The organism is Saccharopolyspora sp. CA-218241 (assembly GCF_050954615.1).
Lineage (GTDB): Bacteria > Actinomycetota > Actinomycetes > Mycobacteriales > Pseudonocardiaceae > Saccharopolyspora > Saccharopolyspora cebuensis.
In genome coordinates this window covers 1,513,052-1,533,932 of record NZ_CP191860.1, presented here as the reverse complement: position 1 = coordinate 1,533,932, position 20,881 = coordinate 1,513,052, and the positions used below count along the sequence as shown (strand labels likewise).

The window sequence follows — 20,881 nt, the reverse complement described above, 5'->3', positions numbered from 1 at the left end:
ACCTGGAACGGGATCACCCGGACGCGTCAGCCGCGCAAGCTTCGGCGGTAGGTCTCCGGGGCGGCCAGCATCGCGGCCGCCGCGATGAGCGCCCCCACCGCGATCAGCGCCGCGACGCTCCACGCCGCCCCGCCGGACCACAGGATCAGCGAGGTCGCCAGCAGCGGGGTGAAGCCGCCCAGCAGCACGCTGCCCACCTGGTAGCCGATGGAAAGCCCGCTGTAGCGCAGCCGGGGCTCGAACAGCTCGGTGTAGAACGCCGCGATCGGCGCGAACACCGCGCCGTGCGGCACGGCGAGCGCGATCGCCAGGGCCAGCGCGATCAGGCCGGGCGACCGGGTGTCGACCAGCCAGAAGAACGGCCAGGCATAGGCGGCCATGAACAGCGCGCCGCCGATGAACACCGGTTTGCGGCCGAGCCGGTCGGACAACGCTCCCCACAGCGGTAGCGCCACGATGTTCAGCGCGGCGGCCAGCATCACCCCGGACAGCCCCACCTGCCGGGGCAGGTCGAGCTGCTGGGTGATGTAGGTGAGGATGAAGACGGTGAACACGTAGTAGTTCCCGCCTTCGGCGAACCGCACCCCGATGGCGATCAGCAGCTCCTTCGGGTGCGTCCGCAGCACCTCGACCAGCGGTCGGCGCGACGTTCCGGTCGAGGTCGCCGCCACGAACGATTCCGGCTCGCTGACCTTGAACCGGATGTAGAGGCCGACCAGCGCGAGCACGATGCTGAGCAGGAACGGCACCCGCCAGCCCCAGCTCATCAGCTGCGGTTCGGGCAGCAACGACATCAGGCTGAACGCCCCGGTGCCCAGCAGCAGTCCCGCCGACACCCCGGTCTGCGGCCAGGCGCCGTACCGGCCGCGGCTGCCGTCCGGCGCGTGTTCGACGGCCATCAGCACCGCGCCGCCCCACTCGCCGCCGACCGCGAAGCCCTGGACCAGCCGCAGCAGCACCAGCAGCGCCGGGGCGGCGACGCCGATCTGCTCGTAGGTCGGCAGCAGTCCGATCAGCGCGGTGGCCGCGCCCATCGTCGTCAGCGTCATCACCAGCGTCGCCTTGCGGCCGATGCGGTCGCCGTAGTGCCCGGCGACGAAACCGCCGACCGGGCGGGCGATGAACCCGGCGGCGAAGGTGCCGAACGCGGCCAGCGTGCCCGCGATCGGGCTGATGTCGCTGAAGAAGAGCTGGTTGAAGATGAGTGCCGCGGCGGTGCCGTAGATGGTGAAGTCGTACCACTCGATGACGCTGCCGATGGTGCTCGCGGTCAGCGTCCTGGTCGCCGATGGGCCACCGGCACGCGTCGTTGCGTTGGAGGTCATGGGCTGTGCGCTTTCTGCTCGGCGGTCAGGGGCGCGTGGTCGGGGGCGCCCACGGCAGCGCGGCGTCGCCGTACCGGGCGGCTCGGACGTCGCCGGAGCGGGCGTGCCCCTCGAACAGCTCGACGCGGGCCGCCCGGCCGCAGACCTCGCCGAGGCGTGCGCTGGCGGCCGGATCGGTGACCTCCTGGTAGGTCACCGTCTTCAGGTACTTGCCCACCCAGAGGCCGCCGGTGTAGCGGGCGGCGCCGCGGGTCGGCAGCACGTGGTTGGTGCCGATCACCTTGTCCCCGTAGGACACGCAGGTGCCCTCGCCGAGGAACAGGGCGCCGTAGTTGCGCATCGCCTCCAGCGCCTCGCGCGGGCGGGCGGTGAGCACCTGCACGTGCTCGCTGGCGTAGGTGTCGGCGAGCGCGTAGGCGGCGTCGAGGTCGTCGACGACGTGCACCTCGCCGTGGTCCCGCCAGGCGGGCTCGGCGTTGTCCCGGGTCGGCATGTCCGGCAGCAGCGCGTCGACGTGCTCCAGCACCGCGCGCCCGAGGGATTCCGAGGTGGTGATGAGCACCGCGGGCGAGTCCGGGCCGTGCTCGGCCTGGCTGAGCAGGTCGACGGCGACGACGAACGGGTCCGCGGTCTCGTCGGCGATGACGAGGATCTCGGTGGGCCCGGCGAACAGGTCGATCCCGATCTCGCCGTAGAGCTGCCGCTTGGCCTCGGCGACGAACGCGTTGCCCGGTCCGGCCAGCATGTCCACCGGCGCCATGCTCTCGGTGCCCAGCGCCATGCTCACCACGGCCTGCACCCCGCCGAGCAGGTGGATCTCGTCGGCCCCGGCGAGGTGCATCGCGGCCACGGTGGCGGCCGGGACCTCGCCGCGGATCGGCGGCGTGCAGGCCACGACGCGCGGCACGCCGGCCGCCTTGGCCGTCAGGATGGTCATGTGCGCCGAGGCGAGCAGCGGGTAGCGACCGCCGGGCACGTAGGCGCCCGCGGCGGAGACCGGGATGTGCTTCTGCCCGAGGTGGACGCCGGGCAGCGTTTCGACCTCGAACTCCCGCATCGACGCGAGCTGGTGCTCGGCGAACCCGCGCACCTGCTGCTGGACGAACTCGATGTCGTCGAGGACCTGCTGCGGCACCCGGCCGACGATCTCGGCGATCTCGGCGTCGGAGAGCCGGAAGGATTCGGGCTCCCAGCGGTCGAAGGTGGCGGAGTGCTCGCGGACGGCCTGGTCACCGCGCCGGCGGATGTCGGCGATGAGGTCCGCGACCTTCTCGCGCACGTCCGGCGGTGAGCTCGTGGTGGAGCCGGTGGCGGCCGGGGATTTCAGGACGACGGGCATGGCTGGGTGATCCCTCCGCTGGGTGCGGACCTGATGTTTACGTACACATCGCACGGTAGGCCGCTAGGATGATTACGTAAACCCCGATGTTCGCTTGCTCGATCCAGCCCACGGGAGGTCGTCGTTGGTCACCAGCCGGGACGTCGCGCGGTTGGCCGGGGTGTCGCAGATGACGGTCTCCCGGGTGCTCCAGGGCAGCACCAAGGTCGCCGCCGATACCCGCGACCGGGTGCTCGCCGCGATGCGGGAGTCCGGCTACCAGCCGAACGCCGCGGCGCGCACCATGCGGACCCGGCGCACCGCCACCATCGGCGTCGTCGTCGCCGACATCACCAACCCCTTCTACCCGCAGCTCCTCGAAGCCGTCGGACGCGCGCTGGGCGAGGCCGGACAGCGGATGGTGCTGTGGAACGCGCCGGATTCCGGCGGGACGAGCGCGCTGGAGGCGCTCGACGAAGGCACCGTCGACGGCCTGCTGTTCACCACCGCGACCGAGACGTCACCCGGTCTGGCCGACGCGGTGGAGCGCGGCCAGCCGATCGCCCTGCTGCACCGCCGCCTCGAAGGGCTCGCCTGCGACCAGGTCACCACCGACAACGTCGCGGGCGGGCGCGCGGTGGCCGACTACCTCGTCGGCACCGGGCACAGCCGCATCGGCTTCCTCGCCGGGCCCGACCTGCCCGCCACCGCCCGGCACCGGGAACGCGGTTTCCGCGACCGCCTCGCCGAACTGGGGCACCCGCTGGCGGACCCGCTGGTGGCCCGCGGCGGGTTCTCCCACGACGTCGCCCGGTCCGCGACGCGCGACCTGCTGTCCCGGCAGGACCCGCCCACCGCCGTGTTCTGCGCCAACGACCTCACCGCGCTCGGCGCGGTCGACGGCGCGGTGTCGCTGGGCAAGCGGGTGCCTGCGGACGTCTGGGTGGTCGGCTACGACGACATCGCCATGACGTCCTGGGATTCCTACGACCTCACCACCGTCCGGCAGCCGATCGCCGACATGTCCCGCGCGGCGGTCCGGTTGCTGCTGGCGCGGATCGACGACCGCGACCGCCCCGCTCGCGTCGAGGAGTTCCCCTGCGAGCTCGTGGTGCGCGGGTCCACCGCCGGAACCCCGCAGCCGTCCGCGGTGTACACCTGAGGCCCGCCGCTCAGGGCACCAGGAACTCGCTGTCCCGCGCGTCGGTGATCGCCATGTGGCCAGGGGCGTGGCCGAGGGCGAACGGCGGGCGGGAGTGCATGACGGCCGCCTGCGGCGTCACCCCGCACGCCCAGAACACCGGGACCTCACCCGGTCGGACCTCCACCGGTTCGCCGAAGTCCGGGGCACCGAGGTCGGCGATGCCGAGCGCCTCCGGGGCGCCGACGTGCACCGGCGCCCCGTGCACCGCCGGGTAGCGGGAGGTCACCCGCACCGCCGTGGCGACCTGCTCGGCCGGGACCGGGCGCATCGACACGACCTGCGGGCCCGCGAGCCTGCCCGCCGGGCGGCACTGCGCGTTCGTCCGGTACATCGGGACGTTGCCGCCGGTCTCGATGTGCCGCACCCCGACGCCCGCCTCCAGCAGCGCCGCCTCGAAGGTGAAGCTGCACCCGATCAGGAACGCGACCAGGTCCTCGCGCCACAGGTCGGTGACGTCGGTGCGCTCCTCGACCAGCTCGCCGTCGCGGTAGACCCGGTAGGCGGGCAGGTCGGTGCGCAGGTCCCCGGCGAAGCGCCGCGCGCTGGTCTCCCCGGGCTCGGTCACCTCCAGCACCGGGCACGACTTCGGGTTGCGCTGGGCGAACAGCAGGAAGTCGTAGGCGAAGTCGCGGGGCAGCGCGATCAGGTTCGCCTGCGTCCACCCGGCGCTGAAGCCGGAGGTGGGCACCCGCGTCCCGGCGCGGAACAGCTCGCGCGCCTGCTCGGGGGTCAGCTCCCTCGGATCGGTCATGCGGTCCTCCTCGTGCTCGCCGCCCGGAAGCGGATGCGCTGTCCCGGCGGGGCCTGCGCGGCCTTGTCCACGTCGGCGGCGGTCACCACGGCGATCACCGGGTAGCCGCCGGTCACCGGGTGGTCGGCCAGGAACAGCGTCGGACGCGACGACGGCGGCACCTGGAGCGCGCCGGACACCATGCCCTCGCTGGGCAGTTCGTCGGTGCGGCGGCGCGGCAGCTCCGGGCCGGCCAGCTTCATCCCGACCCGGTCGCAGTCGGCGGTGACCTCGTACCGGCTGGTCAGCAGCGCCCGCAGCGCGTCCTCGGTGAACCAGTCGTCGCGCGGGCCCGGGTGGACCCGCAGCACCAGTTCGCCCGCCGGGTGCGCGGGCACCGGGGCGACGTCGACCACCGGGAACCGCTCCGGCGGCGGCCCCACCGGCAGCCACGTCCCCGGGGCCAAGGGGTCGGGTCCGAGCCCGGCGAGCACATCGGTGGCCCGCGAGCCGAGCACCGGCTCGACGTCGAGCCCGCCGCGCACCGCGAGGTAGCTGCGCAGACCGGTGCCCGGCGTGCCGAGCCGCAGCCGCGCGCCCGCCGCCAGCCGCACCGGCGCGTTCACCGCCGCCGACCGGCCGTCGACCGCCACCGGGCACGGCGCGCCGGTCACCGCGACGGTCACCGCGCGGTGCGCCCGCAGCTCCAGCCCGCCGAAGGTGACCTCGACGGCCGCGGCGCCCTCGTCGTTGCCGAGCAGCCGGTTCGCCAACCGCAACGCGCCCCGGTCGGCGGCGCCCGACGGCCCCACGCCGATGTCGGCGAGCCCGGGGCGCCCGAGGTCCTGGACGGTGGCCAGCGGTCCGGTCGCCAGGACCTCCAGCATCAGGCCACCTCCTCGAACCGGACCCGCACGCCCGGCCTCAGCAGCGCGGGCGGGTCGCGGTCGACCTGCCAGATCACCAGGTCGGTGCGGCCGATGAGCTGCCAGCCGCCGGGTGACTCGCGCGGGTAGATCCCGCTGAACTCCCCGGCCAACCCGACCGCGCCCGCCGGGACCTTGGTGCGGGACTCGGCGCGGCGCGGCACCACCAGCTCGGCGGGGCCGCCCGCGAGGTAGCCGAACCCGGGCGCGAACCCGCCGAAGGCGACGGTCCACTCCGCGGCGGTGTGCCGGTCGACGACCTCGCGCGCGGTGAGCCCGGTCAGTTCGGCGACGTCGGCGAGGTCGACCCCGTCGTAGACCACCGGGACCCGGACCAGCTCACCACCGCCGCGCCCGCTCTCGCGCGGCCGGGCGGCGCGCACCTCGTGCTCGATCCGGCGGACGTCCGCGGTGCTCGGGTCCAGGTGCAGCAGCAGGGTGCGGGCGGCGGGCACCAGGTCCACCACCCCCTCCGGGGGCGCGTCGGCCAGCGCCGCGTGCAGCGCCTGCACCGAGGCGAGGTCGGCCAGTTCGACGATCAGCCCGGAATCGGCGCACGGGAGGAACCGCATCCGGTCACCGGGCCCGCGCGCTGAACGAGCCCAGCTCGACGCCCTCGGCGGCCAGCCGGTCCCGGACCGCCCGCGCGATACCGACCGCGTCGGGGCTGTCCCCGTGCACGCAGATCGAGTCGGCGCGCACCACGATCGACGAGCCGTCCGCCGCCTCGATCGGTTCGCCCCGGGCGATCCGCACGCAGCGGTCCGCGATCGCCGCCGGGTCGTGCAGCACCGCGCCCGGTTCCCGGCGGGACACCAAGGTGCCCTCGGGGGTGTAGGCGCGGTCGGCGAAGGCTTCCTGGAACACCGGCAGCCCCGCGTCGGCGGCCAGGGCGAGGAACCGCGACCCGGGCAGGCCCAGCACCGGCATCGCGGGGTCGAAGGCCCGCACCGCCGCGACCACGGCGGCGGCCTGCTCCTCGTGGTGCACGATCGCGTTGTAGAGCGCGCCGTGCGGCTTGACGTAGCGGACGCCGGTGCCCGCGATCCGGGCGAAACCCGCGAGCGCGCCCATCTGGTAGACGACGTCGTCGGTCAGCTCGGCGGGCGGCACGTCGATGAACCGCCTGCCGAAACCGGGCAGGTCGCGGTAGCCGACGTGGGCGCCGACCGCGACGCCCCGCGCGGCGGCCAGGTCCACGGCGCGGCGCAGCACGGTGGCGTCCCCGGCGTGGTAGCCGCAAGCGACGTTGGCGCTGGTCACGATGCCCAGCAGCGCCTCGTCGTCGGTGAGCTCCCAGCGCCCGAAGCCCTCCGCGAGGTCCGAGTTCAAGTCCATCCCAGTGCTCCTCACTGCCACAGCGCGGCGATCCCGGTCAGCGAGCTGATGCCCAGGTACACCGTCAACAACCAGGCCAGCAACCCGACGACCAGCAACCAGCGCGGGTAGCGGTACCCGCCCATCAGATCGCGCCGGCGCAGGGCGACCCACATCAGCACGCCGAAGCCGACCGGCAGGATCAGCCCGTTGAGCGCACCGGCGAGCACCAGGATCGTCGTCGGCGCCTGGTCGAGGAGCAGGAACACCGCGGCCGAGAGCACCACGAAGGCCACGACCAGCCAGTTGCGGCGGCGCCGGAGCTCCGGGGAGAAGGTGACCAGGAACGAGACCGAGGTGTAGGCGGCGCCGACCACCGAGCTGATGCTCGCGGCCCACAGGACCACGCCGAACAGCCGCAGCCCGATCTCGCCCGCCGCGTGCTGGAACGCCTCGGCGGTGGGGTTGGCCGAGGTCAGGGTCACCCCGGCGGCCACCACGCCGAGCACGGCGAGGAACAGCACCGCGCGCATCACGCCGGTGACCAGCAGCGACACGATGGAGCTGCGGCTGACCTCGGCGACCTTCTCCGGCCCGGTCACCCCGGCGTCCACCAACCGGTGCGCCCCGGCGTAGGTGATGTACCCGCCGACGGTGCCGCCGATGAGCGTGATGATCGGCAGGAAGTCGACCTCGTCGGGCCAGACCGACTGCCGCAGCGCATCGCCGACCGGCGGGTTCGAGGAGATCGCCACGAACAGCGTCAGGGCGATCATCACCACGCCGAGCGCGACCACGATGCGGTCCATCGCGACCCCGGCCTTCTTGCTCAGGAAGATCGCGATGGCGATCAGCGCGGAGAGCGCGCCGCCGATCTTGACGTCCAGGCCGAACAGCGCGTCCAGCCCCAGCGAGGTGCCCGCGATGTTGCCGACGTTGAACACCAGGCCGCCGAAGACGACCAGCGCGGCCATCAGGTAACCGAGGCCCGGCACCACCTTGTTGCCGAGGTCCTGGGCGAACATCCCGGACACCCCGATGACCCGCCAGACGTTCAGCTGGACGGCGATGTCGATCAGGATCGTGACCAGGATGACGAACGCGAACGCGGCCCCGAGCTGCATGGTGAACTCGGTCGTCTGCGTGATGAAGCCGGGTCCGATGGCGCTGGTCGCCATGAGGAACACGGCTCCGAGCAGCGTGCTGCGCTTCGCCGCCGAAGGCGGGCGCGCGGTGGGCGCTTCGTCGGCCATTTCACTCCGATCACCGGGGTGGCACCGCGTTGAGCAGGGCGATGCGAGGTCAAGGCGGCAGCCGCGGCTGCGTTGCGGGACAACATAATGAATTGTTGAACAATTCTGCAATACCCTGCCGTGGGACAATCTCGTTACACTGCGTGCGAATGATCTCCGACCGCGGCGTGAGGAGCCCGATGACCACCACGGACGCGTGGGAGGACCTGCTGGCGGCCGACCGGTCGCTGCTCGACCGGACGAGCACCGCCGAGCGGGTCTCCGACGTGCTGCGGCAGCGGATCATCGAGGGCGCCCTGGCCCCCGGCACCCGGCTGTCCGAGGAGAGCGCCGGGCGGGCGCTGGCGGTCTCCCGCAACACGCTGCGCGAGGCGTTCCGGCTGCTGGTGCACGAGCGGCTGCTGGTGCACGAGTTCCACCGCGGCGTGTTCGTCCGGGTGCTCACCGCCGAGGACGTCGTCGACCTGTACCGGATCCGGCGGCTGCTGGAGACGAGCGCGGTGCGCCGCGCCACCGACGCGCCCCGCGAGCTCGTCGTCGCGGTGGGCGACGCGGTGAGCCGCGGCGAGCAGGCCGCCACCGGGAGCCGCTGGTGGGACGTCGGCACCGCGAACATGCTGTTCCACCAGGCCCTCGCGGCGCTGGCGGGCAGCCCGCGGGTGGACGAGACGATGCGCCAGCTCCTCGCCGAGCTCCGGCTGGCCTTCCACGTGATGTCCCGGCCGCGCGAGTTCCACGAGCCGTACCTGGAGCTGAACCGGGCCATCGCCGACCTGATCGACGCGGGCGCGATGGAGGACGCCGCCGCCCGCCTCGACGACTACTTCGACGAAGCGGAACGGCAGCTCGTCGACGCCTACCGCGCCTACGGCACCTGAGCCGCCGCATCCGAGTGAGGGGCACCCTGTACCAAGTGACGTGGTACAGGGTGCCCCTCACTCAGCTCACGAACGGGTGAGGGCGAGCTGGGCGAGGGGCACCTTCATCCGACACAGCCGGATGAAGGTGCCCCTCACCCGGATGCGGAGATCACCTGGGCGGGTGGTGGTCACAGCCCGGCGAACAGGTCGTCCTCCCAGCCGTACGGGCCGCTGCCCGGGCCGCGCTCACCGCGCACCAGCAGGTAGTGCTCCACCGCGAACTCCGGGCTGGCGACCATGCCCGCGAAGAAGTCGTCGCCGTCGAGGTCCACCTGGCTGCGGTAGCGGCGCATCGCGGCCACCTTCGCGGGGTGGAACTCCCGGCCGTCCAGCACCGCGGTCAGCTCCTCGTCGGGGACCGAGTGCGCGGTGAACCCCTCGATGCCCATCGCCTCGATCTTCTCGATCGTCGAGCGCGGCAACGTCGACCAGTACACCTTCGCCACCCGCCAGGGTTCGCCCAGCTCCGGCGCGTATCCCGGGTCGGCGGCGGGTTCCAGCGCCTCCATCAGGGCCCGGTGCGCGGCGATGTGGTCGGGATGCCCGTAGCCGCCCACCTCGTCGTAGGTCACCGCCACCTGCGGGCGTTCCGCGCGCAGGATCCGCACCATCTCGCGGGTGACCTCGGCGCGGTCGGCGCCCGCGAACGACCCGGGAGCGGAATTGCCCTCGGTCCCGACCATCCCGCTGTCCCGCCACCGGCCCGCGCCGCCGAGCCAGTGGTGCCGCACCGGCCCGTACTCGACCAGCGCGTCGGTGATCTCCTCGCGCCGGTGCGCGCCGAGCGCCTCCGGATCGTCGCGCAGGTGCGCCAGGTCGTCGGTGACCACCTCGCCGAGCTCCCCGCTCGTGCAGGTCACCAGCGACACCGCCGCCCCTTCGGCGCAGTACCGCGCCATCGTGGCCCCGGTGGCCGTCGACTCGTCGTCCGGATGCGCGTGCACCAGCAGCAGGCGGCGTTCGTCCATGGACACGACACTACCGAGTGACCCCGACGCCCCTGCCGGGATCCAGCGGGCTCATCCTTCGGGCACCAGGACCACCCACACCTGCCCGGGGGCGAACGGGATGACCTCGCCCGCGGGGCTCCGGTAGGTGGTGCCCGCGTCCGGCGCGGGCCGGGACCAGGTGCCCTCGAACGCCCGGCCGTCGCGCAGCACCACCGCGCGACCGGTGCCGACGGTCTCCGCGAACGGCGAGACGTTGCCGCCGACGTCCTGGAACCGGGAGCCGGTGACCCGGACGTGCTGGAGCACGACGGTGCTGGCCAGCACCGGGGTCCCGTCGGCGGTCGCGTAGGGCTCGCCGTCCATCGACACCCGCCACCCGCTTTCGGCCTCGGTCCAGCCGAACCCGATGCGCGCGGCCCGGTAGCGCACCTCGTGCGCCTCGGTCGGCACGCCGCCGGGCGGCACGTCACCGAAGACCAGCGGGAACCGCGGCGACCACGGCTGCCCGGCGGGCAATCGCCCGGTGCGGACGTAGAGGTCGTGCGGCGGCCGTCCGGCACCCCGGTGGAACGCCCCGGGGACCTCGCGGGGCGAGGCGGCCACGACGGGGGCCCGGTGGATCTCCGGCAGCAGCTCGGGCGCGGCGCCGGAGAAGGCCAGCGCCGGGCGCCCGTACTGGCCGAGCAGCCGCAGGTCGGTCTGCCGGGCGCTGCGCACGGGCCCGACGACCGGTGGGATCTCGGAGGCGAACACGCCGATCAGCCGGGAGATCCCGGCCTCGACCGGTTCGACGTGGACCAGGTCGGCGGCCTCGAGCCCGGTGGGCGGCCGACCGGCCGGCGCGTTGTCGATCTTGACCGCCAGCACCGGCGGACCCGGTGGCGGAAGCGGCGGTGCCTCGGGTGGCTCCTCGGCGGCCCGGATCGCGGTCCGGGCGGGCTGCACGCCCACCGGCTGCCCCGCCAACCCGGCCAGGACCAGCACCAGCGCGGTGATCAGGACGCCGAGGACGCGTAATCGCCACATCGCACTCTCCCCCACCCGTGCCGCACCACCACCTTCCCCGTTTCACCCGTCCGGTACAAGCCCGCCACGCTCCGCGACCACCGTCCCGCCCAGGTCCGCGACCGAGACCGGCGTCGGCCGGGCGAAGACCCCGTCCGGCCCACGACAACGGCGCCGACGTGGCGAAACATGGCGTTGACACCGGGACGACGCGAAACATACGGTCGTTCACGATCTCAACCAGTGTTCGAAATCTCAGACGCTCGGAGCGCCGGATGCCGACCACCACCCAGACCCTCGTCCACCTGCACGCCGTGGACGACGTCGCCATCGCCGGAACGGACCTCAGCGCGGGGACCGACGTCGCGGTCGCGGGCACCTCCGTCGTGCTGCGCGACGACGTCCCGCGCGGCCACAAGGTCGCCGTGCACCCCATCGCCGCCGGCGCCGAAGTGCGGCGCTACGGGCAGGTGATCGGCTTCGGCGGTCGCGACATCGCTCCGGGCGAGCACGTCCACCTGCACAACCTGGAGTACCGCGAGTTCGAGCGGCGCTACGAGTTCTCCGTCGACGCCGCACCGCAGCAGCTCGTCCCCGAAGCGCAGCGGCGCACCTTCGAGGGCTACGTCCGCTCCGACGGCAAGGTCGGCACCCGCAACTACCTCGGCGTGCTGACCAGCGTCAACTGCTCGGCCACCGCCGCGAAGCTGATCGCCCAGCAGATGCGCTTCTCCGGCGTGCTCGACGACTTCCCGAACGTCGACGGCGTCGTCGCGCTGACCCACGGCACCGGCTGCGGGATGGCGCCCGACGGCGAGGGCATCGACACGCTGCGCCGGGTGATGCGCGGCTACCTCACCCACCCGAACTTCGCCGGATTCCTGGTGCTGGGCCTGGGCTGCGAGGACAACCAGATCGTCAAGCTCACCGAGGACGTCGCGCTCCGCGAGGGCCTGCCGATCACCACCGCCACCATCCAGGAGCTCGGCGGCACCACCAAGACCGTCCGGGAAGGCGTCGGGCGGCTCACCGAACTGCTGCCCGAGGTCGACGCGGTGCGGCGCACCACCGTCCCGGCCAGCGAGCTGATCCTCGGCACCAACTGCGGCGGCTCGGACTCCTACTCCGGCATCACCGCGAACCCGGCGCTGGGCGCCGCCGTGGACCTGCTCGCCGCGCAGGGCGGCACCGGGATCGTCGGCGAGACCCCCGAGATCTACGGCACCGAGCACATGCTGGTCCGCCGCGCCGCCACCCGCGAGGTCGGCGAGAAGCTGCTGGCCAAGATCGACTGGTGGCGCGACTACACCGCCAAGAACGGCGGCTCGATGGACAACAACCCCTCGCCGGGCAACAAGGCGGGCGGGCTCACCACCATCCTGGAGAAGTCGCTGGGCGCGGTGGCCAAGGGCGGCACCACGACGCTCACCGACGTGGTCGACTACGGGGCTCCGGTCACCACCCCGGGTTTCGTCTTCATGGACACCCCCGGCTACGACCCGGTGTCGGTCACCGGGATCGTCGCGGGCGGCGCGAACGTCGTCTGCTTCACCACCGGCCGGGGTCGGCGTTCGGCTGCTCGCCGGTGCCCAGCCTCAAACTCGCCACCAACACCCCGCTCTACCAGCACATGAGCGAGGACATGGACATCAACTGCGGCGGCGTGATCGACGGCGAGATCAGCGTCGAGGCCCTCGGCGAGCAGATCTTCGACCACGTCCTGCGGGTGGCTTCCGGCGAGCACACCCAGAGCGAGGACCTCGGCTACGGCGAGGAGGAGTTCGTCCCCTGGCACATCGGCACCGTGATGTGACCGAGTGAGGGGCACTTTCATCCGACTATGCCGGATGAAAGTGCCCCTCACTCACTTCACCTGCGGGTCGGCGTCGGGCGCACCTCTCGGGTCGTGATCCGCACCGAGGCGGCCAGCAGCGCCGAGCCCAGCACGGCCGTCAGCGGGGTGAACCCGACGACCAGCACGGCTACCGCGCCCGCCGTCGCGAGCACCACGCCGAACGCGACGACCGGGGCGGGCACCGGACCGCCCGGCACCGGGCGCCGTTCGAGGCGGCCGAGCCGGCGCGCGATCGGCACCAGCAGCACCACGACCCCGGCGAGCCACCACCCGCGGGAGCTCCACCACGGCCACCCGAGCGGCTCCGGCCAGCGGGCGTCCACCGCCAGCAGCACGACCGCGAACAGGACCAGCGCGGGCATGTGCCACAGGTAGAGGGTGAGGCTCCGGCCGCCGATGCCGTCGACCAGGCGGCGCAGGTCGGGATGCCGCATCCGCGCCGCGAGCCGGGGCTCGACCAGCGCCAGCCCGCAGACCTGCACGAAGCCCAGCAGCACCAGGCAGCTCGTCGGCGGGTTGAGATTGGCGAGCATGTCCGCCGGGTACGGCCCGAGCACCGTCACCACCAGCAGCAGCGCCAGCGCACCCACCCCGCCGCCGAGCAGCTCGCCGCGCGAGCGGGACCGGAACCAGCCGTCGGCGTACCAGAACCCGAGCTGCTGCAACGCCATCCAGACGAAGGCGAGGTTGAGGAAGCCGACCGCCGGGCTGCCGGTGCCCAGCGCCAGCGCGTCGACGCCGAGCGCCGCGGCCACCAGCGCCAGCAGGGTCCGCCGGGGTGCCGCCTCGTGCGCCCGGGCGAGCACCGGCACCAGCGCCGACACCCCCAGGTACACCGCGATGAACCACATCGGTTGGGCGAGCCGGAAACCCACCTCGGCGAGCACGTCCGGCGGGGTGCCCAGCGCCGCGGCGGTGAGCAGGCCGACCGCGATCGCGGCGAAGGCGACCGCGGCGGGGCGGGCGAGCCGGTGCAGCCGAGTCCGCGCGTACTCGCCCGCCGTCGCGCCGCGCGCCCGCATCCCGCGCCACTGCGACAGCCCGGCGAACCCGCCGACGACGAAGAACACCGGCATCACCTGCACGAACCAGGTGACCACCGCGAACCACTCCTGGCCCGCGAACGCGTTGCCGATCCGGATCCGCCCGTCGACGACCTCGATCCCGGCCATCATCGCGTGCAGCACGACGACCACGACCAGGCAGGCGGCGCGGACCAGATCGAGCACCGGGTCGCGGGACTCGGCCCGTGCCGGTGCGGAGGGGGACGGACTGAGCACGACCACGGCGACTCCCCGGTTCGATGAAGCTGACCGGGAGAAACGTTAGGAATTCGCGGGCTCCGGGTCGTCCCGCCGAGGAGCGCACTCGCACCCCCTACCCCGGTACGGGGTGCGGCCTCGATCTCACGCCGCGGGCGCCACCAGCCCGCCGTCGTAGGCGGCGACGACGGCCTGCACCCGGTCCCGCACCCCGAGCTTGGCGATGATCCGGCTGACGTGGCTCTTGACCGTCTGCTCGGCGATCACCAGCGCCTCGGCGATCTCGGTGTTCGACAGACCGCGCGCGACGAGCACCAGCACTTCCCGCTCGCGCTCGGTGAGCCGGTCCAGGCTCGGCGCCGGTGCGGGCGCCGGGACGCGCGCGAAGTGCTCGATCATCCGCCGGGTGACCGTCGGAGCGAGCAGGGCTTCGCCCGCGGCGATCACCCGCACCGCGGCGACGAGTTCGTCGGGCAGCGCATCCTTGAGCAGGAATCCGCTGGCCCCGGCGCGAATCGCCGCGTAGACGTGGTCGTCGATGTCGAACGTCGTCAGCATCAGCACCTTCGGCCGGTGCTCGGCGGCGTCGTCCAGCAGGGCGCGGGTGGCTTCGATCCCGTTGAGCACGGGCATCCGCACGTCCATCAGCACCACGTCCGGCCGGTGGGTGCGGGCGAGCTCGACCCCGGCCGCGCCGTCGGGGGCCTGCCCGACGACCTCGACGTCGGGTTGCGCGTCGAGCAGCGCGGCGAACCCGGCCCGCACCATCGCCTGGTCGTCGACGACGAGCACCCGGATCATCGGACCTCCTGCCTTTCCCCGGAACCCAGCGGGACCGTGGCCACCACCCGGTACCCACCGTCCTCGGTGGATCCGAACTCGATGCCGCCGCCCACGATCGCCACCCGCTCGCGCATCCCGGCCTGCCCGTGCCCGCCGCCCGCGACGGGGTCCGGCGGTCGCTCGGGCGGTCCGTTGCGGACGGTCAGCACGAGTTCCGGGCCGGGGCGCTCGAACCGGACCTCGGCGCGCGCGCCCGGGGCGTGCCGGGTCGCGTTGCTCAACGCCTCCTGGAGCAACCGGTAGGTGACGGTGCCCGCGACCTCGTCCCCAGCGCCGGGTGCGAGCACCTCGGCGCCGACCACGTCGACGGCGGTGCCCGCGCGGCGGGTGGTCTCCACGAGCTCCGGGATCTCGGCGAAACCGGGCTGCGGGGCGGTGTCGGCGTCGCTGCCCGCCTCCCGCAGCACCGAGAGCACGCCGCGCATCTCGCGCAGCGCCTGCCGGGAGGACGCGGCCAGCTCGTCGAACTCGGCGAGCAGCTCGGCGTCGGCGCCGGGATGCCGGTAGCGGGCGGTCGTGGCCTGCACGTTGACGATGGACATGCTGTGCGCGATCACGTCGTGCAGCTCCCGGGCGATCCGGGTCTTCTCCTGCACGACGACGCGCGCCGCGTGCTCCTGCTCGGTCAGCCGACGTTCCCGGACGAGCTGCGCGCTGATCCGCCGCCACCGCCCGACCAGCACGCCGATCAGCAGGGCGGCACCGGTCACGGAGCTGAACACCACCAGGTCGGCGGTCACCGCGGCGCCCGTGGTCGGCCACGGCCCCAGCAGGCCGAGGCAGCCGACCAGCATCCCGCCGACCCAGCAGGCCACCCCGATCCGCCACGGCGCGCGCAACCCGAACACCAGCAGCAGCGCGCACTGCCCCAGCAACGTCGTCACCGCCACCGGCCACGGCGCGGCGGAGGACTCCCCGCTGGACAGCGCCGCCAGCGCCAGCACCAGGACCAGCGACCCGACGGCGGCGGTGCGCGGCCGGAACACCGCGCCCACCGCGGCGGCCGCGTGCAGCGCGGTCAGCGGGAACGCGAGCACCACCGGAATCCCGTACACCAGCGCGTTGAGCGGAATCCCCACCGCCGCGACCGCGACGGCCACCGCGACCAGCGCGGCCCACGCCCACACCTCGGGCCGCACCCGCCGGAGGCTCACCCGATCGCGCGACGCACCACCCATCTCGCCTTCGCTCCCCCACCGACCACCGCAACCCGACGAGCATAGCCCCGGAACCCCCTCCGCACGCCGCTCAGGACAGGTCAGGTGCGGTCGAGGTGGTCGACCCGGTCCCAGCCTTCGGCCGGCAGGTCCGGGACGGCGCGGCTGATGGTCGCGTGCATCCGGCGGACGACGTCGTCGGGGACCCGCTCGGCGTGGCCGCAGGCCGGGCAGGGGCTCGGGTCCCGGGCGGCGTTGCGGGCCAGCGCCGTGCCCAGGTCGGGCAGCACGACCACCGCGCGGGTGCGGGCCCCCTGCTCGCGGGCCAGGTCCAGCAGCCGCCGCCGTTCGCGTCGGCGCGCGTTGGTGGCGTCCCAGACGACCGAAGTGCCCGCGGCCAACGCGGCGCGGGCGGTGGCCAGCGACCGGCGCAGCGCGGCGTGGGTGGCCGACTGGTCGGCGGCGCAGCAGCTCACCTCGGCGCGGGCCCGGTCGAGCCCGACGACCACCGCGTCCCGGACGTCGAGCCGGGCCAGCGCGGTGGTCTTGCCCGCTCCCGGCGGGCCGATCAACGCCACCAGCTCCGGTGGCGCGGGATGGGCCATGGCGGTGCTCCCTGGACGCGGTGGCCGGGACCGGTGTCGGTCCGGGGTGCCAGCAGCGGCGACAAGCGCCCGAACTGCAACGGCAGCGACCAGCAGGGTAACGACGAGTAGCAACACCTGCGGCGGCACCGGCGAGCTGCAGCCCCGCAAGCTCGGCGGCAACACGGACCCGACGCTGCCCGGCTACACCGAGTGCGGCGACTAGAGTCGCGGAGACCCAGCCCCATGCCCAGCCCCCGATGCCCCCGGAGATGACCCGCGTGTCTGATCAGTTCGTCCACCTGCACGTGCACACCGAGTTCTCCATGCTCGACGGTGCGGCCAAGCACGACGCGTTGTTCGCCGAGGTCAGTCGGCTCGAACAGCCCGCGGTGGCGATGACCGACCACGGCAACATGTTCGGTGCGCACTCCTTCTACACCAAGGCTGTGAAGTCCGGGGTCAAGCCGATCATCGGGATCGAAGCGTACGTCGCGCCGGAGAGCCGGTTTCACAAGAAGCCCGTGTTCTGGGGCGAGCGAGCGCGCACCGGCAAGAAGGAAGTCGACGAGTACGGCGAGAGCGGCGATGTCTCCGGTGCCGGTGCCTACACGCACATGACCATGCTCGCGGTGAACTCGGCAGGATTGCGCAATCTGTTCAAGCTGTCGTCGTTGGCGTCCATGGAAGGCTTCTTCCGCAAGCCGCGCATGGACAAGGAACTGCTCGCCGAGCACGCCGAGGGGATCATCGCCACGAGCGGCTGCTTGGCCGGCGAGATTCTGACCCGGCTTCGGCTGGGTCACAAGCAAGAAGCGCTCCAGGCAGCCTCGGATTACAAGGACATCTTCGGCGCGGACCGCTTCTTCATCGAGGTCATGGACCACGGCATTCAGATGGAGCGCAACATCCGCGGCGAGCTGCTCGACATCGCCAAGCAGCTCGATCTGCGTACGGTGGCGACCAACGACAGCCACTACGTGACCGCCGACCAAGCCGGGCACCACGACGCGCTGTTGTGCCTGCAAACGCGTTCCATGCTGGCCGACACCGAGAGGTTCAAGTTCAACGGTGACGGCTACCACATCAAGAGCTCGGAGGAGATGCGCGAGTACTGGGACACCGAGGTTCCCGGTGCCGCCGACAGCACGCTGCTGATCACCGAGATGGTCGAGGGCTACGACGAGGCGTTCGCCGCGCACAACCGGATGCCGCAGGCCAAGGTCGAAGTGGGCCGGACCGATATCGAGGTGCTGCGCGACGAGGTCGAACACTTCATCCCGACCCGTTTCCCCGACGACAGCTTTACCCAGGAGTACCGCGACCAGCTCGAATGGGAGCTCAAGGTCATCACCGAGAAGGGGTACAGCTCGTACTTCCTGGTGGTCGGCGACATGATCCGGTGGGCCAAGAACAACGGCATCCGGGTGGGACCGGGTCGTGGCTCGGCGGCCGGCGCGCTGCTGTCCTACGTGCTGCACATCATCGACATCGACCCGCTGAAGCACGGGCTGCTTTTCGAGCGCTTCCTCAACCCCGAGCGCGACTCGCCACCGGACATCGACATCGACTTCGACGAGCGCCAGCGCGAACGGGTCATCCAGTACGCGAAGGAAAAGTACGGGACCGAGTACTTCGCGAAGGTCATCACCTACGGCACGATTAAGACCAAAGCGGCATTCAAGGACGCCGCTCGCGTACACCTCGGCCAGCCTGGTTTCCAGCTCGCCGACCAGTTCAGCAAGGCGCTACCGGCGCCGATCGCGGCCAAGGACATCCCGTTGTCCGGAATCGTCGACCCCGAGCACGAACGCTATGCGGAGGCCGCCGAGGTTCGCTCGCTGATTGAGAACGACGCGCAGATCGGTAAGATCTTCGATACCGCTCGTGGTCTCGAAGGCCTGATCCGGAACGCGGGCGTGCACGCGTGCGCGCACATCATTTCCCGTGAACCGCTGCTCGACGTGCTGCCGCTGTGGCGCCGCGACGACGGCGAGATCATCACGGGGTGGGACGGGCCGCAGTGCGAGGACGTCGGCCTGCTCAAGATCGATATTCTCGGGCTGGTCAACATGACCACGATCGACGACACCGTGCGCATGGTGAAGGCCAACCATGGTGTCGAGATCGAGCCGCTCGACATTCCCCTCGACGACGGCGCCACCTACGAGATGCTGAGCCGCGGCGAGAGCCTGGGCGTGTTCCAGCTTGAAGGCGGCGGGATGCAATCGCTGCTCAAGCGGCTGCAACCGACGACGTTCGCCGACATCGTGGCCGCGAACGCCTTGTACCGGCCGGGGCCGATGGATGTGAACGCGCATCTGGACTTCGCCGACCGGAAGAACGGGCGCAAGCCGGTCGAGCCGATCCACCCCGAACTCGACGAACCCCTCCAGGACATCCTCGGCGAGACCAACGGCCTGATCGTCTACCAGGAGCAGATCATGGCCATCGCCCAGAAGGTCGCCGGATACACCCTCGGGCAAGCCGACCTGCTCCGTCGTGCCATGGGCAAGAAGAAGAAGGAGGTGATGGACGAGCAGTTCGCCCGGTTCGAGGCCGGGATGGCCGAGCGCGGCTACAGCAAGGGCGCCATCGACCAGCTCTGGGCGACGGTGCTGCCCTTCGCCGGGTATGCGTTCAACAAGTCCCACGCCGCCGCCTACGGCCTGGTGACCTACTGGACGGCCTACCTGAAGGCGCACTACCCGGCCGAGTACATGGCGGCCCTGCTGACGGCCAACGCGCACAACAAGGACAAGACCGGCGTCTACCTGTCCGAGTGCCGCCGGATGAAGATCCAAGTGCTCGCGCCGGATGTGAACGAATCCGTCGTCGAGCACACCGCGGTCGACGGCCGGATCCGGTTCGGCATGGGCGCGATCCGCAACGTGGGCGCGAACGTGGTCGAGTCGATCGTCAAGACCCGGGAGGACAAGAGCCGCTACACCTCGTTCAACGACTTCCTCGACAAGATCGAGATCACCGCGTGCAACAAGCGGGTCATCGAATCGCTGATCAAAGCCGGCGCGTTCGACTCGCTCGGGCACACCCGCATGGCGCTGACCCAACACCACGAGGCGGCGGTTGACGCCGTGATCGGCATCAAGCGGCACGAGGCGATGGGACAGTTCGACCTGTTCGGCAGTGCCGACGACACCGCATCCAGCGATGACACCTCACCGCTCGCGCATCTCCAGTTCACCGACGAGGAATGGCCGCGCAAGCAGCTCCTCGCCTACGAGCGCGAAATGCTCGGCCTCTACGTCTCGGCGCACCCCCTGGACGGGGCCGAGCGCCTGTTGTCGCCCTACCAGGACACCAGCATCGCCGAGCTCGTCGGCGGGGAACGGGAACCCGGCAGCAACGGCAAGGAACAAACCAAGATCGCCGGGATGATCTCGGGGATCCAGCGGCGCCTCAACAAGAACGGGCAGCCGTGGGCGATCGTCACGTTGGAGGACTTCGACGCCAGCGTCGAGGTGCTGTTCTTCCCGAAGTCCTACGAGATGTTCTCCGACTGCCTGATCGAGGACAACGCACTGGCGGTCAAAGGCCGGGTCAACGAGCGCGAAGGCGAGATCAGCGTCTTCGCCTCGGACGCCGTGCCGGTGGACATCGCCGCAGCCGAGCACGCGCCCGGGTCCGAGCCACCGCTGGTGTTGCGCGCCGACGCCAAGAAGCTCGGCAAGGACACGGTCGCCGAGCTGCGCAACACGCTGGGTACCTACCGCGGCGCGACCCCGGTGCACGTCCACGTGGGCGCGACACGGCTGGACCTGCCAGCGTGGCCGGTCAATGTCTGCACCGAGCTCGTGTCCGAACTCAAGTCGGTGCGCGGCATCACGATCGAACGCGCGGGGACGGCATGACCGGGCCGGATGTCGAGCTGGCACCGCAGCAACGGTGTGTGCGCAGTGCGATCGCCCATTGCACGCTCCACGAGCCGGGATCGAGACGGCCGTCCGCTCCCATGACATGAGGACCTACGAGCGGTACTCCGACCTCATCGCCACCGGAGGCACGGGCACCGAGAGATCCGCATGACCACCCCCTGGACGAGTGAGGGGCCCACACCGAGCCCCCGAGGAAGGTGCACTCGAATGGGGCCTCGGTCTCGCTCCCGCGGGCCCGCTCGCCGAAGTAGGAGTACCGGAGGTTCACCGAGTCGGTCCGCGGGGTCGCATCGGTGTCCCGCCGAGATCGCGTTCGGCTTCTCGTTCGACTTGGTG

16 protein-coding genes and 1 pseudogene are annotated in these 20,881 nt (G+C 72.0%); 4 read left to right on the top strand and 13 right to left on the bottom strand.

What is annotated here, in order from left to right:
- Positions 1–26: 26 nt before the first annotated feature.
- The gene (locus ACQP0T_RS07565; protein WP_433871921.1) at positions 27–1,325 is read right to left on the bottom strand and encodes an MFS transporter; all 1,299 of its coding nucleotides are present in this window, start codon (positions 1,323–1,325) and stop codon (positions 27–29) included.
- Between the two features lie 25 nt (positions 1,326–1,350).
- The gene (gene hisD, locus ACQP0T_RS07560) at positions 1,351–2,664 is read right to left on the bottom strand and encodes a histidinol dehydrogenase (protein ID WP_433871920.1); all 1,314 of its coding nucleotides are present in this window, start codon (positions 2,662–2,664) and stop codon (positions 1,351–1,353) included.
- A 124-nt stretch (positions 2,665–2,788) separates the two neighbouring features.
- Here hisD and ACQP0T_RS07555 point away from each other — a divergent pair, with 124 nt between their 5' ends.
- Positions 2,789–3,805 carry a LacI family DNA-binding transcriptional regulator gene (locus tag ACQP0T_RS07555; RefSeq protein WP_433871919.1) on the top strand — a complete coding sequence of 339 codons (1,017 nt, stop codon included), beginning with the start codon at positions 2,789–2,791 and terminating at the stop codon, positions 3,803–3,805.
- Between the two features lie 10 nt (positions 3,806–3,815).
- On the opposite strand, the gene ACQP0T_RS07550 is transcribed toward ACQP0T_RS07555, so the two are convergent.
- From ACQP0T_RS07550 to ACQP0T_RS07530, 5 genes are read right to left on the bottom strand one after another with little or no spacing between them, the layout of a single operon-like run.
- Positions 3,816–4,580 carry a putative hydro-lyase gene (locus ACQP0T_RS07550; protein ID WP_433873616.1) on the bottom strand — a complete coding sequence of 255 codons (765 nt, stop codon included), beginning with the start codon at positions 4,578–4,580 and terminating at the stop codon, positions 3,816–3,818.
- A gap of 14 nt (positions 4,581–4,594) precedes the next feature.
- The gene (locus ACQP0T_RS07545; RefSeq protein ID WP_433871918.1) at positions 4,595–5,464 is read right to left on the bottom strand and encodes a biotin-dependent carboxyltransferase family protein; all 870 of its coding nucleotides are present in this window, start codon (positions 5,462–5,464) and stop codon (positions 4,595–4,597) included.
- A complete protein-coding gene (locus ACQP0T_RS07540; protein WP_433871917.1) occupies positions 5,464–6,075 on the bottom strand; it encodes a 5-oxoprolinase subunit B family protein in 612 nt (203 codons plus the stop codon). The genes ACQP0T_RS07545 and ACQP0T_RS07540 overlap by 1 nt, the downstream gene beginning before the upstream one ends.
- A 4-nt stretch (positions 6,076–6,079) precedes the next feature.
- Positions 6,080–6,841 (bottom strand): LamB/YcsF family protein, encoded by a 762-nt coding sequence (locus ACQP0T_RS07535; protein WP_433871916.1) that lies wholly within the window; start codon positions 6,839–6,841, stop codon positions 6,080–6,082.
- 11 nt (positions 6,842–6,852) lie between these two features.
- Entirely contained in the window at positions 6,853–8,073 is a 1,221-nt protein-coding gene (locus tag ACQP0T_RS07530) for an NRAMP family divalent metal transporter (protein WP_433871915.1), read from the bottom strand.
- 179 nt (positions 8,074–8,252) lie between these two features.
- Between ACQP0T_RS07530 and ACQP0T_RS07525 the strand changes: the two genes are divergently transcribed.
- The gene (locus ACQP0T_RS07525; RefSeq protein WP_345364925.1) at positions 8,253–8,951 is read left to right on the top strand and encodes a GntR family transcriptional regulator; all 699 of its coding nucleotides are present in this window, start codon (positions 8,253–8,255) and stop codon (positions 8,949–8,951) included.
- Positions 8,952–9,121: 170 nt separating this feature from the next.
- Here the strand turns inward: ACQP0T_RS07525 and mshB are convergent, their stop codons facing one another.
- Together mshB and ACQP0T_RS07515 are read right to left on the bottom strand one after the other, a co-directional pair.
- Entirely contained in the window at positions 9,122–9,943 is an 822-nt protein-coding gene (gene mshB / locus ACQP0T_RS07520; RefSeq protein ID WP_433873615.1) for an N-acetyl-1-D-myo-inositol-2-amino-2-deoxy-alpha-D-glucopyranoside deacetylase, read from the bottom strand.
- A gap of 69 nt (positions 9,944–10,012) precedes the next feature.
- Positions 10,013–10,969 carry a DUF3048 domain-containing protein gene (locus tag ACQP0T_RS07515; RefSeq protein WP_433871914.1) on the bottom strand — a complete coding sequence of 319 codons (957 nt, stop codon included), beginning with the start codon at positions 10,967–10,969 and terminating at the stop codon, positions 10,013–10,015.
- Between the two features lie 254 nt (positions 10,970–11,223).
- On the opposite strand from ACQP0T_RS07515, the pseudogene ACQP0T_RS07510 reads away from it, so the two are divergent.
- Positions 11,224–12,761: pseudogene (locus tag ACQP0T_RS07510) on the top strand (UxaA family hydrolase).
- Between the two features lie 56 nt (positions 12,762–12,817).
- Here ACQP0T_RS07510 and ACQP0T_RS07505 read toward each other — a convergent pair.
- The 4 genes from ACQP0T_RS07505 to ACQP0T_RS07490 form a co-directional block, all read right to left on the bottom strand.
- On the bottom strand, positions 12,818–14,089 hold the full coding sequence (locus ACQP0T_RS07505) for an acyltransferase family protein (protein WP_433871913.1): 1,272 nt from the start codon (positions 14,087–14,089) through the stop codon (positions 12,818–12,820).
- A 120-nt stretch (positions 14,090–14,209) separates the two neighbouring features.
- Positions 14,210–14,866 (bottom strand): response regulator, encoded by a 657-nt coding sequence (locus tag ACQP0T_RS07500; RefSeq protein WP_433871912.1) that lies wholly within the window; start codon positions 14,864–14,866, stop codon positions 14,210–14,212.
- Entirely contained in the window at positions 14,863–16,086 is a 1,224-nt protein-coding gene (locus ACQP0T_RS07495; RefSeq protein ID WP_433871911.1) for a sensor histidine kinase, read from the bottom strand. Before ACQP0T_RS07495 ends, ACQP0T_RS07500 begins: the two co-directional genes overlap by 4 nt.
- 80 nt (positions 16,087–16,166) lie before the next feature.
- Positions 16,167–16,670 (bottom strand): AAA family ATPase, encoded by a 504-nt coding sequence (locus tag ACQP0T_RS07490; protein WP_433871910.1) that lies wholly within the window; start codon positions 16,668–16,670, stop codon positions 16,167–16,169.
- A gap of 251 nt (positions 16,671–16,921) precedes the next feature.
- Between ACQP0T_RS07490 and dnaE the strand changes: the two genes are divergently transcribed.
- Entirely contained in the window at positions 16,922–20,521 is a 3,600-nt protein-coding gene (dnaE, locus tag ACQP0T_RS07485) for a DNA polymerase III subunit alpha (RefSeq protein ID WP_433871909.1), read from the top strand.
- The last annotated feature ends 360 nt before the right edge of the window (positions 20,522–20,881 follow it).